Source organism: Pseudomonas sp. Van50, from assembly GCF_055390755.1.
Genome location: NZ_AP024343.1, coordinates 4,927,844 through 4,942,729 on the forward strand (window position 1 = coordinate 4,927,844; position 14,886 = coordinate 4,942,729).

Annotated in this window: 15 protein-coding genes, 1 tRNA gene and 1 pseudogene; 7 read left to right on the forward strand and 10 right to left on the reverse strand. The window is 59.6% G+C overall.

Going from position 1 to position 14,886, the window contains the following annotated elements; translation table 11 throughout:
- Positions 1 to 295: 295 nt before the first annotated feature.
- Positions 296 to 1,492 carry an amino acid aminotransferase gene (locus ACZ5M5_RS20895; RefSeq protein ID WP_060741431.1) on the forward strand — a complete coding sequence of 399 codons (1,197 nt, stop codon included), beginning with the start codon at positions 296 to 298 and terminating at the stop codon, positions 1,490 to 1,492.
- A gap of 110 nt (positions 1,493 to 1,602) precedes the next feature.
- On the opposite strand, the gene ACZ5M5_RS20900 is transcribed toward ACZ5M5_RS20895, so the two are convergent.
- Complete coding sequence (locus ACZ5M5_RS20900) at positions 1,603 to 1,830, reverse strand: hypothetical protein (protein ID WP_060741430.1); 228 nt, start codon at positions 1,828 to 1,830, stop codon at positions 1,603 to 1,605.
- A gap of 235 nt (positions 1,831 to 2,065) precedes the next feature.
- On the opposite strand from ACZ5M5_RS20900, the gene ACZ5M5_RS20905 reads away from it, so the two are divergent.
- Positions 2,066 to 2,141: transfer RNA gene (locus tag ACZ5M5_RS20905), tRNA-Asn, on the forward strand.
- A 249-nt stretch (positions 2,142 to 2,390) separates the two neighbouring features.
- Here ACZ5M5_RS20905 and ACZ5M5_RS20910 read toward each other — a convergent pair.
- A complete protein-coding gene (locus tag ACZ5M5_RS20910; RefSeq protein ID WP_464737915.1) occupies positions 2,391 to 3,293 on the reverse strand; it encodes a LysR family transcriptional regulator in 903 nt (300 codons plus the stop codon).
- 188 nt (positions 3,294 to 3,481) lie between these two features.
- On the opposite strand from ACZ5M5_RS20910, the gene ACZ5M5_RS20915 reads away from it, so the two are divergent.
- The 4 genes from ACZ5M5_RS20915 to ACZ5M5_RS20930 all read left to right on the forward strand — a co-directional run bounded on the left by ACZ5M5_RS20915 (position 3,482) and on the right by ACZ5M5_RS20930 (position 6,013).
- Positions 3,482 to 4,252: a type 1 glutamine amidotransferase domain-containing protein gene (locus tag ACZ5M5_RS20915; RefSeq protein ID WP_464737916.1), complete on the forward strand. Its 771-nt coding sequence runs from the start codon at positions 3,482 to 3,484 to the stop codon at positions 4,250 to 4,252.
- Between the two features lie 151 nt (positions 4,253 to 4,403).
- Entirely contained in the window at positions 4,404 to 5,198 is a 795-nt protein-coding gene (locus ACZ5M5_RS20920; protein ID WP_464737917.1) for a substrate-binding domain-containing protein, read from the forward strand.
- Between the two features lie 348 nt (positions 5,199 to 5,546).
- Positions 5,547 to 5,741 (forward strand): hypothetical protein, encoded by a 195-nt coding sequence (locus tag ACZ5M5_RS20925; protein WP_003203896.1) that lies wholly within the window; start codon positions 5,547 to 5,549, stop codon positions 5,739 to 5,741.
- A gap of 89 nt (positions 5,742 to 5,830) precedes the next feature.
- Entirely contained in the window at positions 5,831 to 6,013 is a 183-nt protein-coding gene (locus ACZ5M5_RS20930; protein ID WP_046063464.1) for a hypothetical protein, read from the forward strand.
- Here the strand turns inward: ACZ5M5_RS20930 and ACZ5M5_RS20935 are convergent.
- Positions 6,010 to 7,071, reverse strand: coding sequence for an AI-2E family transporter (locus ACZ5M5_RS20935; RefSeq protein WP_060741429.1), 1,062 nt, complete (start codon positions 7,069 to 7,071; stop codon positions 6,010 to 6,012). The two genes, ACZ5M5_RS20930 and ACZ5M5_RS20935, sit on opposite strands and share 4 nt — an antisense overlap.
- Positions 7,072 to 7,218: 147 nt before the next feature.
- Here ACZ5M5_RS20935 and trhP point away from each other — a divergent pair, with 147 nt between their 5' ends.
- The gene (gene trhP, locus ACZ5M5_RS20940) at positions 7,219 to 8,544 is read left to right on the forward strand and encodes a prephenate-dependent tRNA uridine(34) hydroxylase TrhP (RefSeq protein ID WP_060741428.1); all 1,326 of its coding nucleotides are present in this window, start codon (positions 7,219 to 7,221) and stop codon (positions 8,542 to 8,544) included.
- Between the two features lie 267 nt (positions 8,545 to 8,811).
- Here trhP and ACZ5M5_RS20945 read toward each other — a convergent pair whose 3' ends face one another.
- The 7 genes and pseudogenes from ACZ5M5_RS20945 to ACZ5M5_RS20975 all read right to left on the reverse strand — a co-directional run bounded on the left by ACZ5M5_RS20945 (position 8,812) and on the right by ACZ5M5_RS20975 (position 14,883).
- On the reverse strand, positions 8,812 to 9,633 hold the full coding sequence (locus ACZ5M5_RS20945) for a methyl-accepting chemotaxis protein (RefSeq protein ID WP_371914218.1): 822 nt from the start codon (positions 9,631 to 9,633) through the stop codon (positions 8,812 to 8,814).
- Positions 9,634 to 9,717: 84 nt separating this feature from the next.
- Positions 9,718 to 10,491: pseudogene (locus ACZ5M5_RS20950) on the reverse strand (cache domain-containing protein); the annotation flags it as partial.
- 228 nt (positions 10,492 to 10,719) lie between these two features.
- A complete protein-coding gene (locus tag ACZ5M5_RS20955; protein WP_162491262.1) occupies positions 10,720 to 12,036 on the reverse strand; it encodes a Na+/H+ antiporter family protein in 1,317 nt (438 codons plus the stop codon).
- Between the two features lie 249 nt (positions 12,037 to 12,285).
- Positions 12,286 to 13,599, reverse strand: a complete 1,314-nt coding sequence (locus ACZ5M5_RS20960) for a sensor histidine kinase (protein WP_060741425.1) — start codon at positions 13,597 to 13,599, stop codon at positions 12,286 to 12,288.
- A complete protein-coding gene (locus ACZ5M5_RS20965) occupies positions 13,596 to 14,264 on the reverse strand; it encodes a response regulator transcription factor (protein WP_053123507.1) in 669 nt (222 codons plus the stop codon). The genes ACZ5M5_RS20960 and ACZ5M5_RS20965 overlap by 4 nt, the downstream gene beginning before the upstream one ends.
- Positions 14,264 to 14,575: a PepSY domain-containing protein gene (locus ACZ5M5_RS20970; RefSeq protein ID WP_060741424.1), complete on the reverse strand. Its 312-nt coding sequence runs from the start codon at positions 14,573 to 14,575 to the stop codon at positions 14,264 to 14,266. The genes ACZ5M5_RS20965 and ACZ5M5_RS20970 overlap by 1 nt, the downstream gene beginning before the upstream one ends.
- Complete coding sequence (locus tag ACZ5M5_RS20975) at positions 14,575 to 14,883, reverse strand: PepSY domain-containing protein (RefSeq protein WP_103308775.1); 309 nt, start codon at positions 14,881 to 14,883, stop codon at positions 14,575 to 14,577. The genes ACZ5M5_RS20970 and ACZ5M5_RS20975 overlap by 1 nt, the downstream gene beginning before the upstream one ends.
- Between the last annotated feature and the right edge of the window lie 3 nt (positions 14,884 to 14,886).

Genomic DNA, 14,886 nt, shown 5'->3' on the forward strand with positions numbered 1-14,886 from the left:
CAGGAACGAGAAAGACCGAAACGACTGATGTCGCCCGAGGAAAAAGCTGGGATGCACACAATGTGGAGGTGAATGCCTTCGCTTTCAAGACGAACGTCCTACACGCCTTGAAGACTTTGACGCGGCGAGAAGACTAACGGTCGAAAAAAATCGAAAAAACTTAGCCTAAAAGCCGAATCGCCTGTCGCCGTGCCGGGTGATGGCCTCTATACTAGCTCCCCGTTTGTGCACCGCTCTAGTGCATTCGGCTGGAGCGTCACACGTCCCCTCATTCTCCATTCAGAGCCGCGCACTAATGAGCCTGTTTTCCGCTGTCGAATTGGCACCCCGCGATCCCATCCTGGGCCTCAACGAAGCTTTCAACGCCGACACCCGTACCAATAAGGTCAACCTGGGTGTAGGTGTTTACTGCAACGAGGAGGGGCGCATTCCACTCCTGCGCGCCGTGGTCGAGGCCGAGACGATTCGCGTGGCTCAGCACGTTTCCCGTGGTTACTTGCCGATCGACGGCATCGCCGCCTACGACCAGGCTGTGCAGACCCTGCTGTTCGGCAAGGATTCGCCGCTGATCGCCTCCGGTCGCGTCGTCACCGCCCAGGCCGTGGGCGGCACTGGCGCATTGAAGATCGGTGCCGACTTCCTCAAGCAACTGCTGCCTGACGCGGTCGTGGCCATCAGCGACCCGAGCTGGGAGAACCACCGCGCCCTGTTCGAAACCGCCGGCTTCCCGGTGCAGAACTACCGCTACTACGATGCCGCCACCCACGACGTGAACCGCAGCGGCCTGCTGGAAGACCTCAACGCCCTGCCCGATCGCTCGATCGTTGTGCTGCACGCCTGCTGCCACAACCCGACCGGCGTGGACCTGAACCCGGAAGACTGGAAAAACGTGCTGGCCGTGGTCAAGGCCAAGAACCACGTACCGTTCCTGGACATGGCCTACCAGGGCTTTGGCGCCGGTATCGACGAAGACGCGGCGGCCGTGCGCCTGTTCGCCGAATCGGGGCTGACCTTCTTTGCCTCCAGCTCGTTCTCCAAGTCGTTCTCGCTGTACGGCGAGCGCGTCGGTGCCCTGTCGATCGTCAGCGAATCGAAAGAAGAAAGTGCCCGTGTGCTGTCCCAGGTCAAGCGCGTGATCCGCACCAACTACTCCAACCCGCCCACCCATGGCGCCAGCATCGTCGCCGCCGTGCTCAACAGCCCGGAGCTGCGGACACAGTGGGAAGCCGAACTGGCCGAAATGCGCCTGCGCATTCGCGGCATGCGCGACCAGATGGTCGACATGCTGGCCAAGGCCGCCCCGCAGCACGACTTCAGCTTCGTCGCCCGTCAGAGCGGGATGTTCTCCTACTCCGGCCTGAGCGTTGAACAAGTGATGCGCCTGCGCAACGAGTTCGGCATCTACGCCCTGGACACCGGCCGCATCTGCGTGGCCGCGCTGAACCAGAACAACATCGATGCGGTGACCAAGGCTATTGTCCAGGTGATCTGAAGATCGCTGAAATGAAGAACGGGAAGCCATGGCTTCCCGTTTTTTTGAGTGCTCACACCGACCCGTGGCGAGGGAGCTTGCTCCCTCGCCACAAAAGCACCAGATCGAAACTACAACTCCGTCGCCCGCTGACTCGCCGCATCGTCATAGATGACATACAACGACTCGGCCACCTGGCTCTTGATCGCCTTGGTACTTTCCAACCCCAGGACAAAACCCTCGGCCTTGCCGCCAGCGCGGTTCAGTTCTTCGGCCGTGCTCGCCTGGGCGATGGCGTCGTACAGTTTCTCGGCGTGCGGCCCCACACCCTTGGGCAAACTGATCTGGGCGGTGCTCACAAGCACACCTCGGCGCAACGGGCTGTGTGAAGTGGTAACAGGTGGTTCATGGCACGTACCTCAATGTCGGCGAATGGCCGGCAGCGCGTCCTGCCACTTCCGGGCAACCATGGTAGCCCTCTCCCGCCCTTGCGGTAACTGCCAATCGCTGATTGACCGTCAATGGACACCGGGAATGCGCCGTCCGCCAATAGACGCTTGACTTCTCTTTTCCAATCAGTAACATACGCGCCATTCCGCGATAGCTCAGTTGGTAGAGCAAGTGACTGTTAATCACTGGGTCCCTGGTTCGAGTCCAGGTCGTGGAGCCAGACAAGGTTCCAGAGAAAGCTTTCAAAATCTCTGCCCTCCCCCGAAAAACCCGCCTTCTGGCGGGTTTTTTCGTTTTGGCGTTCCATCGGGATTCAGGTGGGCAGCAACCGTTTTAGGTTATCTTCACTTCGCCAACAGCGGCCAGCCCAGCAAGTACTATTTTGATACGCCGCTAAGCGAAATTTTGAGCTGCGAGAAACGAGAGCCTTCAACTATTTTCATCATCATGAACATCGAATATTGAGGGGTTAAATTTTTAATATCTGCGAGCACATATCAATAAAAGCACGCAACTTCGGTTGATTTCTAGCAGCCCTTGAAAAATAAAGAAAGAGTCCATCATTACCTGGAGAACAGTCAAGCAATGCCGATTCAAGCGTCCCGTTTGCCAGTTCACGCGAGGTGTGGAATGTTGAAGAGTAAATGAGTCCAACTCCTTGAACAGCAAGGCTGCGCATAAGCTCTCCATCATTGACAGTGAGCGGGCCGCTCGGCTCAATCCTTATACTTTCGTTATTTTCGATGAACTCCCACCGATAGATATCTCCCTTTTCCGGGCGACGAAATCGAATACATTCGTGGTGCACAAGATCACTGGTGACTTTCGGCTTTCCATTAGCCTTGAAATAGGCGGGTGCCCCAAAAACAGCCCATTGAAAAGGTTTTGAAAGTCTTACCGCGATCATATCTTGCTCAATATATGAACCGATCAAGATACCTGCGTCATAACCTTCCGATACGAAATTGTCATGACGATTGCTGACCGTGATGTCCACATTCAGATTTGGCCAGGCTTCTCGAAATGCGGGTAACAGAGGCTCAATAACGTGCGGCAATGCCAGACGTTCCACGATCAGCCTCAGTGTTCCAGAGGGTGCCTTTGCCGACTGCGCAGCGTCCTCAAGGCCAGTTGCAATCGCTTGCGCAGCTGGCTCGATTTTCAAAAGTAAATTTTTTCCCGCCTCTGTGAGCGCCATCTTGCGAGTTGTGCGATGGAAGAGCGGTAAACCAAGGCGATGCTCCAGTTTCTGCAACGCTTGGCTGATTGAACCTGGGGTTTTGCCAAGGTCAAGAGCAGCTTTACGAATACTCAGCCGCTTAGAAATGGCTAGAAATTCTGATAATCCATCAAAGCTGTCGGGGTGGTTCATCTCGTCTCTTTATAACGTTTAGCACGTCAACAGTCGGCTGCTTACGTGCACTGTACGCCGATTTCAAGGGCCAATCCAAAGCAATTAGATTGTTTTTTTAAACAATCCATTCGGTTTTGGGTGGCTATTTTTAGCCGCTGGTCGCGGATACAGTGATCTCGACAGACAACAAACTGAAGGAACTGAACATGTGGATGGCAAAGTTTTTTGCTGGTCTTGCAGGCGCAATTGCTGCGCTTGCGATTGCTGCGCCCCCTGTTACCGCTCAAGAAAACCTGAACAGCGAAAGAATACTGATTGTGGTCTCCAGCCTGGACAAGAAAGCACCGAACCTCGTCGGTGGCTTCTGGTTTCCAGAGCTGACGCATCCCGTCGAGGTCTTTGACGAAGTCGGACTAAATTACGATATTGCAAGCCCAAAGGGTGGTCTTGCTCCGTTCGATGGCTTCGACCTTAAAGATCAAGCGAGCCTTAACTTTTGGACCCAACCTGAACACCGGAACAAACTCGGTAACACCCTCAAGCTTTCGGATGTCGACCCGTCGAAATACGCCGCAGTCCTACTTGTCGGCGGTCATGGCCCGATGTGGGATTTCGTCCGCAACCCTGAACTTGATGAAATCGTGCGCACCATCTACGAAAACAACGGCATTGTCAGTGCCGTATGCCATGGCCCCGCAGGACTGATCGACGTCAAACTCAGCAATGGCCAGAGCTTGATCAAAGACCGTCGCCTGACAGCATTCACAGCGGAAGAAGAGAGTGCGCGCCAGTACGACAAGATCGTTCCGTTTGCACTGGAAAGCGCTTTGAAGAATGCTGGCGCAAAATTTGAAGAAGCCCCCATCTTCGAAAAGCGAGTGGTGGTCGATGGCCGTCTGGTCACTGGTCAAAACCCAGCGTCAGCGAAAGCTCTCGGAGAAGCAGTGATCAAAGCCCTTCAATCGAAGTCAATATGAGTTAGTTTGGTCTTGGTGTTGGCCAATACGAAGCCCGACGCCAAGATTACTGCCCGCTATCAAATAGGGACATGGATATTTTCTGCTTACTCGTCGCCTTTTTAACAATCGAATAACTGAGAAAAAACTCAGTACATCGGGGATGTATGACATGCAGCGGTTTAACTTCTTATTGAGGTACACAACATTACTGGGTGTTTTTTGGGCGCTGCAACTGGGAAACTGCGCCAAAGCTACCGACCTCCATGTTTTGGCTACAACAGCACTAAAACCTTTTTTCGAGCAACTGGCCCCCGATTTTGAACAGGCAACCGGGCATCACTTGATGTTTGTCTGGGGCGCATCTTTTGGAGCTGCTTCCGATGCATTGCCCGTACGAATCAAAAACGGGGAAGCCGTTGACGTGGTCATTATGATTGGCACGTCGATTGATGAACAAATAGAACTGGGGTACTTGCACAGGGAAACCGCTTCTTATCTTGCAACATCTCGCGTCGGATTAGCTATCAAGTCTGGCGCCCCAAAGCCAGATATCACGAGTATTGACAGTTTACGGCACACCCTGCTCGCGGCAAAATCAGTCGCATACTCAAGCGGGGTAAGTGGGGTTTATGTTGCCGGGACGATGTTCCCTCAATTGGGCATAGCGGATCAATTGAAGTCAAAGAGCATTGTTGTCGAAGCACCAGAGCTGGTTGGACATGCCCTTCTACGTGGTGATGCAGAGGTTGGGATACAGCAAATGAGCGAACTCTTGGCGGTGCCGGGAATTCAAATCGTTGGGCCGCTACCAGATGAAGTTCAAAGGGTGAATGTGATTGCTGCGGCCATCGCAAATAATGCTGAACAACCGCAGGTGGCAGAAGCTTTGATCGCCTTTCTGCAAGGCTCTCACGCCGCACAGAAGCTAAAGGCTTCAGGATTTGATCCCATCATTTCGCAATAGCCTCTGAAGGCCCTTGGCAGGAATCAGGCAATGAGAAGCCTCTGAAAATCCAGACTTGAACCCGGCCGTAAAAAGGCGCCATGCTCAGAGGAAGGGCATGGAGCCAGACGGCAACACATCAAGCCCCCGAATCGAAAGGTTCGGTTTTTTTTGTGGGCAAAAAAGCGCTGCAGGTTGAAAAAGCCTGTCGAGGTCGCTGCCAGAACAATAATCCGGCGCCAAAAAGGCAATATGGTCCGGATCCTGCTTTCTTTTTCCGACAACCCAAGCTGTCACGTGAGCGTCATGACAGGGCCGCAAACTGGCACTGTCCGCCAACAACAGCTTCAAAACAACAAGGACGAAGCTATGCCCACGCAAAATCCTCACCGCATTGTCGGCCTGTGCACCTCCAGCAAGGTGTACAACGTACTGACCGAACTCAAGCAACTGGAAGGCCACCGCAGCGCCAAGTTCCTTTCCCTGCTGGCGGAAAACCTGGTGCGCAAGGGCCTGCTCAACGAGCAGGAAGTGGTGCACATGCTCGATCTGGTCGTCGATTGAGCGGCATCGATTCCTACTATTGAGCCAGTTGATTTTCCGTCCTTCCCCCTGAGCCGTAAGGTAGCCCCATCGATTGATGGAGGTTTCCCATGCCCAAGGTTCAAATCATGTCTGTCATTGGCAGCGCCGTCCCCGCCCCACTCCGGGAGCTCGGGTTGCTGGCCTGCTGGTACCTGGTGCAGGACGGCGTGACCATCAGCGGCCCACTGACTTCACTGCCCGCCGCCCAGGCACTGTCGCAACGCATCGGGCCCTACCTGCTGAGGGCCTAGGGCAACTGCACACGCGGCGTGCTCTCGACGAACAAGGCCCAACAGGACATGAACAGCGCGGCGATCAGCGGCCCGATCACGAAGCCGTTCAGCCCGAACACCGCCAGCCCACCCAGTGTCGAGACCAGCACCATGTAGTCAGGCATCTTGGTGTCCTTGCCCACCAGGATCGGCCGCAGGAAATTGTCCACCAGGCCGATTACGAACACCCCGAACAGCGTCAGCACCACGCCCTGCCAGATTGCCCCCGAGAGCAGGAAGTACACCGCCACCGGTGCCCAGACGAGGCCCGCCCCCACCGCCGGCAACAACGACAGGAACGCCATCAGCACCGCCCATGGCAATACCGTCGGAATCCCCAGGATCCAGAAGATCAGCCCACCCAGCGCACCTTGGCTGATGGCGACCAGCAGGTTGCCCTTCACCGTGGCCCGCACCACCCGATTGAATTTCAACTGCAGGCGGCGCTTTTGATGTTCCCCCAGGGGAACGGCCATGCGCACTTTGCGCACCAGTTCCGCACCGTCGCGCAGAAAGAAGAACAGCAGATAGATCATCACGAAGAAGCTGACCAGGAACTGAAAGGTGCCCTGGCCGAAACTGAAGGCCTGGGTGGCGAAGAACTCGCTGCCCTGCATTGCGCTCTTGACGATCTTGTCGCGCAAGCCGTTCAGGTTGCCCAGACCGAAGCGGTCCAGCAGGTGCTGGAAGTACGGTGGCAAGGCATCCTTGAAGCGGGCCAGGTAATCGGCAATGTCCAGCTCGCCGCTTTCCAGGCTCTTGTACAGCGCCGCGCCCTCCTGGACCAACAACGTACTGATGATGATCACCGGCAAGATCGCGCAGACCACACAAATGCTCAACGTGACCAGCGAGGTGACATTGCGGTGCCAGCCGAACTTCAACTGCAGGCGGCGCTGCATCGGCGCAAAGACGATACCCAGGATGACCGCCCAGAACACCGCACCGTAAAATGGCAGCAGAATCCAGATGAAGGCGACCGTGACCAGCACCAGGAGCAACATCTGGGCTTTGTTTTGCAGCATCTTTCGATTCATCAGCTTTCCATGTCCAAAGGCGGGATACACATTAGTCCGCCAGGACTCGCCGGAGTGCCTTCACGTTTGCGCTGCACATTGATTCAGGTCAATGAGGCCTGGCCGACCCTGGCGTAGCCTCCCCGCTTTTTGCGACCTGACCCCACCATGACCCTCGCCGCCCCCGAACTGCTGGCGCCCGCCGGCACCCTGAAAAACATGCGCTATGCCTTCGCCTACGGTGCCGATGCGGTGTACGCCGGCCAGCCGCGCTACAGCCTGCGGGTGCGCAACAACGAATTCGACCACGCGAACCTGGCCTTGGGCATTGCCGAGGCCCAGGCCATGGGCAAGCGCTTCTATGTAGTGGTGAACATCGCCCCGCACAACGCCAAGCTGCGCACGTTCCTCAAGGACCTGGAGCCGGTGATCGCCATGGCGCCGGACGCATTGATCATGTCCGACCCGGGGTTGATCATGCTGGTTCGCCGGCATTTCCCACAGATGCCAATCCACCTGTCGGTACAGGCCAATACGGTGAACTGGGCGAGCGTCGAGTTCTGGCAGCAGCAGGGCTTGAGCCGGATCATCTTGTCCCGGGAATTGTCCCTGGAGGAAATCGCCGAGATCCGCGAGCAGGTGCCGGCCATGGAGCTGGAAGTGTTCGTCCATGGGGCGCTGTGCATGGCCTACTCCGGGCGCTGCCTGCTCTCGGGTTACATGAACAAGCGTGATGCCAACCAGGGCAGTTGCACCAATGCCTGTCGCTGGAAGTACTCGGCGCAACCGGCGGTGGAAAACGTCGTGGGCGACATTGTGCAAAGCTATCCACCCGAACCGACCCTGGGCCTCGGCGCGCCCACCGACCAGGTGTTTCTGCTCCAGGAAGCCAACCGCCCGGACGCCTCCCTGCCAGCCTTCGAGGACGAACACGGCACCTACATCATGAATGCCAAGGACCTGCGGGCCGTGCAGCACGTCGAGCGCCTGGCGCGCATGGGCGTGCATTCGTTGAAGATCGAAGGCCGGACCAAGTCGCACTTCTATTGCGCCCGCACCACCCAGGTGTATCGCCGGGCCATCGATGACGCGGTGGCCGGTCGGGAATTCGATCGCAGCCTGATGACCGACCTGGAGTCCCTGGCCCAGCGTGGCTATACCGAAGGTTTTCTACGGCGCCACGTGCACGACGAATACCAGAACTACCAGAACGGCAGCTCAGTCTCGGAGCGCCAGCAGTTCGTCGGCGAACTGACCGGCGAGCGGCGCGAACGCCTGGCTGAAGTGCGGGTCAAGAACCGCTTCGGCCTGGGGGATCACATGGAACTGATGACCCCCAAGGGAAACTTCCACTTCGACCTGCACCAATTGCAGAACATCAACGGCAAGAGCATAGAGGTGGCACCGGGGGATGGGCATGTGGTGTACGTGCCCATCCCGGATGCGGTGGATCTGCGGTTTGGGTTGTTGATGCGGGATGTGCGTGAGCCGTAGCACTGGCGCTGATCCAGGTGCCGCAGAACAACTGTGGGAGCGAGCTTGCTCGCGATAGCGGTGTGTCAGCCAAATGAATACTGCTGATCTGACGCTATCGCGAGCAAGCTCGCTCCCACAGGGTTTTGTTGTGTTGGCGCCTGTTGAGCCCGGCAGGAACTGCCGAAGGCTGCGATCCTTCTTTCCCGATAAGACCCGGTTGCCCAGGTGAAAACATCTGGATCGAGAGCGAAAGATCGCAGCCTTCGGCAGCTCCTGAGGGTCAGGTCAGATCCGGAACTGCCCCACCAATTTGCCCAGGCGCTGGCCCAGGTCGGCCAGGCTGCGGGAGGTCTGGGCACCGAGCTGGGTTTCGTCGGCGACGCTGTCCACGGCCACGGCGATCTGATGCACGCTGCGGTTGATTTCCTCGGCCACCGCGGTCTGCTCTTCCGCGGCGCTGGCGATCTGGGCGTTCATCGAGTTGATGGTGCCGATCAGCTGCGCCATGGTGTCGAGGGAGGCGCCCGCCTCGTTGGCCCGCTCCGAGGTGCCATCGCCGGCCTCACTGGAACGGCGCATCGCTTCCACCGCCGCGTGGGTGCCGGATTGCAGACGGTCGATCATGCCCTGGATTTCCTGGGTACTCTGCTGGGTCCGGCTGGCCAGGGCCCGCACTTCATCGGCCACCACCGCGAACCCACGCCCCGCCTCACCGGCACGCGCGGCCTCGATGGCGGCGTTGAGGGCCAGCAGGTTGGTCTGCTCGGCAATCGAACGAATCACCCCGAGCACACTGACAATCGAGGCCACGTCCTGCTGCAGGCTGTCCAGGGACACGCCGCTGCTGCGGATATCGTTCACCAACGCATGAATCTGCTGGATGCTGCCGGCCACCACGCGCTTGGCGGACTGGCCTTCTTCGTCGGTCTGCTGGGCCGCGACGGCGGCGCCCTGGGCACTGCGGGCGACTTCCTGGGCAGCCGAGGACATCTCGTTGATCGCCGTGGCGACCTGATCGGTTTCGTGGCGCTGACGTTCCATGGCTTGCTCGGAGCGCTGGGCCTGCTCGGAAACTTGTGTCACCAGGCCGGTCAGTTGCGAAGTCATGTCGGTGATCTGCCTTACCAGGCCATGGATCTTGTCGACGAAGCGGTTGAACGAACCGGCCAGTTGGCCAAGCTCGTCCTGGCTGGTGATGGTCAGCCGACGGGTCAAGTCACCCTCGCCCGCGGCGATGTCGTCGAGGTTGTCCTTCATCAGGTGCAGGGGACGCAGGATCGTGTTGGCGAGCACCAGGCCCACCACCGCAATCACCAGCAACACCACCGCGGCAATCCCGACGATGCTCAAGATCACGCCTTGCAGGCGATCGTGGACCTTGGCCTCCACCAGTGCCACCTGGGCTTCGATGCCGTCCAGGTTGACCGAGCTACCGACCGCGAGGTCCCACTTGGGCAGGTATTCGGTGTAGCCAAGCTTGGGCACCAGGTCATTGCTGCCGGGCAGTGGCGAGCTGTATTCCAGATAATGCGTTCCGTCCTTGGCGACTTTCACCAGGTCACGGTTGACGTAGACACCGTTCGGGTCGCGGTTGTCCTTGAAACTCTTGCCCACGCCATCGGGGCTGTTGGCCTTGAACAGACGAATGGTCTCGGAGTCGTAGCCGAAGAAGTAGCCGTCCTTGCCATAGCTGATATTCGACAGCAACTTGATCGCCTGGGCACGCGCCTCGTTATCGCCAGGCGCGGCGGCATCGTAGAGCGGCTTGATGGCGGTGAGGCCCACCGCCACGTAGTTCTGCAGCGTGGCCTTGGCCTCGCTGAGCAGGCGTTCGCGGGTCTGCTGGACCTCTTTGCTAGCTTGCTCCTTCAAGATGAAAGCCGTGGTCAGGCTGATGATCACGGCGGACAGCAATACCGGCAGTATCGCAAGGGACAGGACTTTAGCCTTCAGGCTCAGGCGCATGCTGTTCACTCTTGTAGGTGTTATTGGCGTGGTTAGCTGTATTAACGGCACCGCACGGCAAAACTGTAGGACAAGGTGAACGGCCCGTTGGCTGGGTCGCTGAATTCAAGGGCCTCATCGCGAGCAAGCTCGCTCCCACAGGGTTCGGCGGCGTCCACAATGCTTGTGTTCACACCGATCCACTGTGGGAGCGAGCCTGCTCGCGATTGAAGCGATTCGGTCTCGAGGCTACAACACCATCGCCGCCACCCAACCAAACGCCAGCAGCGGCAGGTTGTAGTGGATGAAGGTCGGGACCACGGTGTCCCAGATGTGATGGTGCTGGCCGTCGATGTTCAGGCCGGAGGTCGGGCCCAGGGTCGAGTCCGAGGCGGGCGAGCCAGCATCGCCCAGGGCGCCGGCAGTGCCGACGATGCAGACGATCGCCAGCGGGCTGAAGCCCAGTTGCAGGCACAGCGGCACGAAAATCGTCGCCAGGATCGGCACCGTGGAAAACGACGAGCCGATGCCCATGGTCACCAGCAGCCCCACCAACAACATCATCAGCGCGCCGATGCCCTTGTTGTGGCCGATCCAGGCCGCCGAGGTCTCCACCAGGCTCTGGACTTCACCGGTGGCCTTCATCACTTCGGCAAAGCCCGAGGCGGCGATCATGATGAAGCCGATCATCGCCATCATCTTCATGCCTTCGGTGAACAGGTCGTCGGTCTCGCGCCAGCGCACCACACCCGATACCGAGAAAATCAGGAAGCCGACCAGGGCGCCGATGATCATCGAGTCGACCAGGAGCTGGATGGCGAACGCCGCGACAATCGCCAGCCCCGCCACCAGCAGGGTCATGGGGTTGTAGCGCACCGCCACCTGCTCGACCCGGGCGATCCTCTTCAGGTCGTAGACGCGTTTCTTGCGGTAGCTGAACAACGACAGCAGCAGGCCGAACACCATGCCCAGCGCCGGAATGCCCATGGCGTGGGTGACGTTGATGCCACTGACGTCCACGCCGCTGCGGGCGATGTTGGCCAGCAGGATTTCATTGAGAAAGATATTGCCGAAGCCCACCGGCAGGAACATGTAAGGGGTGATCAGGCCGAAGGTCATGACGCAGGCGATCAAGCGGCGGTCCAGTTGCAACTTGGTCAGCACATAGAGCAGCGGCGGCACCAGCAACGGGATGAAGGCGATATGGATCGGCAGAATGTTCTGGGAGGCGACCGCGACCGTCCCCAGCAGGCCGATCAGCACCCACTTGACGCCCGTGCCACCGGCGGCGTCCTGGCGATCCACCAGGGCCAGGGCTTTGTCCGCCAGGGCGTGGGCCATGCCAGACTTGGCAATCGCCACGGCGAAAGCGCCGAGCAAGGCGTAGGACAGCGCCACCGTCGCACCGCCACCCAGGCCGGCATTGAACGCCTTGAGCGTCGCCTCGATCCCCAGGCCACCCGTCAGGCCACCCACCAACGCGCCGATAATCAGCGCGATCACCACATGCACGCGGGACAGGCTGAGCACCAGCATGACGCCAACCGCGGCAATTACTGCATTTATCATCGTTACCTCAAAGCACAGCGATGGAAAGCCACCGGACAAAAAGGTCGCGACTTTGCAGCAAGCGGCGGCAAGCTGCAAGGGCCGTGGGGCGGGTTTTCAAGTCTCGCAATATTGACGACCACCACCGCCCCCCCCTCTGTGGGAGCGAGCTTGCTCGCGATAGCAATCTTTCGGTGGCTATCCATGTGGCTGAACTGACGCCATCGCGAGCAAGCTCGCTCCCACAGGGGGGACGGTGCCGTGAGATCAGCGCTTGGGCAGCTCGATCACGACCTTCAATCCACCCCACTCGCTGTCGTCCAACGCCAGCATTCCGCCCCAGGTGTCGACGATGTCCCGCACGATGCCCAGGCCCAGGCCGTGTCCATCGGTCTGTTCATCCAACCGCGTGCCGCGGCTGAACACCTGGTCGCGGCGGTCCGCGGGGATGCCCGGGCCGTCGTCCTCCACGGCCAGGCTGAAACCCTCGGCCGTCTCGGTCATGGTCAGGCGGACCTCGGCATCGGCCCATTTGCAGGCGTTGTCCAGCAGGTTGCCCAACAGTTCCAGCAAGTCTTCACGGTCCCAGGGCAGGTGCAGGCCTGGCGGGGCGACGTAGCTCAGGTGCAGGTGTTCACCGTGGATCATGTTCAGCGTGGCCAGCAACCCCGGCAGCTCGGCGTCACAGTCCAGGTGCGCGCCGGGCAAGGCATCGCCGGACAGGCGGGCGCGGTTGAGCTCGCGGTTCAGGCGCTGGCGGACCTGTTCCAGTTGATCGAGCAACAGTTTGCGCAGCTCGGGATACGGGTCGAGCTTCTCGTTCGACGCCAGGCTTTGCAGCACCGCCAGTGGGGTTTTCAAGGCGTGGCCGAGGTTACCCAAGGCATTGCGCGAACGCTTGAGGCTGTCTTCGGTGTGGGCCAGCAGATGGTTGATCTGCGTCACCAGCGGTTCCAACTCCCGTGGCACCTGTTCGTCGAGTTGCGAACGTTGCCCGCGCTGCAACTGGGCAATTTGCTCCCGGGCGCGGTCCAGCGGACGCAAGGCTCGGCGCACGGTGATGCGTTGCAGCAACAGAATCAGCAACAGCCCCGCCAACCCGAGCCCGAGGCCGATCTGTTGCATCCGGCGGAAGCTGTCACGCACGGGGGTGTAGTCCTGGGCCACGCTGATGGAAATCGCCTGGCCCAGCCGTCGATAATCGGTACGCAGCACCAGCAGCTTCTGGCCCTCGGGCCCCAGTTGCAGGTTGCTGTGCAGGCCGGGGTGGTCGAGCCGAGGCAACTCCTGGTCCCACAGGGAGCGGGAACGCCAGTGCGCATCGGCAAAATCGATGCGGAAATAATGCCCGGAAAACGGCCGCTGATAGGCCGGCGACAGGCGGCGCTCATCCAATTGCAAGCCCTGCGGGCCGCGCACCAGGGCCACCAGCAGGTTCTCGCTGTCGTTACGCAGCCCCGCTTCCAGGTAACGCTGCAGGCCCAGCTCGAACAACCACAGGCTGGTTTGCGCCAGGACCAGGCCGACCACCACCATCACACCGATCAGGCCCAGGCTCAGGCGCCGCTGGATGGATCTCACTGCGCCTGCCCGCCGAACAGGTAACCCTGGCCGCGGCGGGTTTCGATCACGCTGCGTCCCAGCTTGCGCCGCAGGTGATTGACGTGGACTTCCAGCACGTTGGAATCGCGCTCGGTCTCACCGTCGTACAGATGTTCGGCGAGATGGCTTTTGGAGAGGATCTGCTCGGGATGCAGCATGAAATAACGCAACAGGCGAAATTCGGCCGCCGTGAGCTGGATGTCGGTGCCGTCGCGGACCACGCATTGGCGGCTCTCGTCCAGGTGCAATCCGGCAGCCTTGAGCGTCGGCTGGTTGACTTGGCCATGGGAGCGGCGCAGCAGCGCCTGGATCCGCAGGTGCAGCTCCTCAGGATGAAAGGGTTTGGTCAGGTAGTCGTCGGCCCCGGCCTTGAGGCCCTCGATACGTTCGGCCCAGGACCCGCGGGCGGTGAGGATCAGCACCGGCGTGGCCAGGCCGCCAGCGCGCCATTGGGCCAACACGTCGAGCCCCGGCACGCCCGGCAGGCCGAGGTCGAGGATGATCAGGTCATAGGGCTCGCTGCTGCCCTGGTACACCGCATCGCGACCATCGGCCAGCCAGTCGACGGCGTAACCCTGGCGTGCAAGCCCGGCCATCAGTTCATCGGCCAGGGGCACGTGATCTTCCACCAGAAGCAGGCGCATCAGTCTTCCTTATCTTTGAGTAAGCGGCCGGTCGTGGCCTCCAGGTCCAGTTCGCGCACGACGCCGTCGGTGTCCAGCAGCTCGACCTCATAAATATAGACGCCGTGTTTCTCCTCCAACTCGGCTTCCAGCAGTTTGGCGCCGGGGTGCAGGTCCAGCGCCTGTTGCAGCAGGTGCTCGAGCGGCAGGATCACGCCCTGCTGACGCAGTTGCAGGGCCTCGTCCTGATCCAGGTCCCGGGCCATGGCCAGCGAACAAAACGCCAGCAGCGCCAGCGCCCATCGACCATGGGCGCGTAGATTAAGCTTCATTACGTATCCTGATGATTCTTGAGTACCTCGCCGTTGACGGCATCCAATTCCAGGTCCCACTCAATGCCCTTGGCATCGCGCAAATCCACCTTGTAGAGGTACTTGCCGTACTCTTCCTCCAGCTCGGTGTCGGTCAAGGTAGCTCCAGGGTGCTCGGCCAGGGCAGCGGCGTCGAGTTTTTCAAAGGACAGGATGGTACCAGCGTCTTGCAGTTTGCGGGCTTCGTCCGCGTCCAGGTCTCGTGCCTGAGCCAGGCTCGTACCTAGGGCCATGAGGGTCGCGATGAAAAAGGCAGTCAGGCGGTTCATGGG

What these genes read in the sequence shown, in the direction of transcription:
- ACZ5M5_RS20895 (WP_060741431.1), top strand. Translation starts at nt 296, where the DNA reads ATGAGCCTGTTTTCCGCTGTCGAATTGGCACCCCGCGATCCCATCCTG.
- ACZ5M5_RS20910 (WP_464737915.1), bottom strand. Translation starts at nt 3,293, where the DNA reads ATGAACCACCCCGACAGCTTTGATGGATTATCAGAATTTCTAGCCATT.
- ACZ5M5_RS20915 (WP_464737916.1), top strand. Translation starts at nt 3,482, where the DNA reads ATGTGGATGGCAAAGTTTTTTGCTGGTCTTGCAGGCGCAATTGCTGCG.
- ACZ5M5_RS20920 (WP_464737917.1), top strand. Translation starts at nt 4,404, where the DNA reads ATGCAGCGGTTTAACTTCTTATTGAGGTACACAACATTACTGGGTGTT.
- ACZ5M5_RS20925 (WP_003203896.1), top strand. Translation starts at nt 5,547, where the DNA reads ATGCCCACGCAAAATCCTCACCGCATTGTCGGCCTGTGCACCTCCAGC.
- ACZ5M5_RS20930 (WP_046063464.1), top strand. Translation starts at nt 5,831, where the DNA reads ATGCCCAAGGTTCAAATCATGTCTGTCATTGGCAGCGCCGTCCCCGCC.
- ACZ5M5_RS20935 (WP_060741429.1), bottom strand. Translation starts at nt 7,071, where the DNA reads ATGAATCGAAAGATGCTGCAAAACAAAGCCCAGATGTTGCTCCTGGTG.
- trhP (WP_060741428.1), top strand. Translation starts at nt 7,219, where the DNA reads ATGACCCTCGCCGCCCCCGAACTGCTGGCGCCCGCCGGCACCCTGAAA.
- ACZ5M5_RS20945 (WP_371914218.1), bottom strand. Translation starts at nt 9,633, where the DNA reads ATGACTTCGCAACTGACCGGCCTGGTGACACAAGTTTCCGAGCAGGCC.
- ACZ5M5_RS20965 (WP_053123507.1), bottom strand. Translation starts at nt 14,264, where the DNA reads ATGCGCCTGCTTCTGGTGGAAGATCACGTGCCCCTGGCCGATGAACTG.
- ACZ5M5_RS20970 (WP_060741424.1), bottom strand. Translation starts at nt 14,575, where the DNA reads ATGAAGCTTAATCTACGCGCCCATGGTCGATGGGCGCTGGCGCTGCTG.
- ACZ5M5_RS20975 (WP_103308775.1), bottom strand. Translation starts at nt 14,883, where the DNA reads ATGAACCGCCTGACTGCCTTTTTCATCGCGACCCTCATGGCCCTAGGT.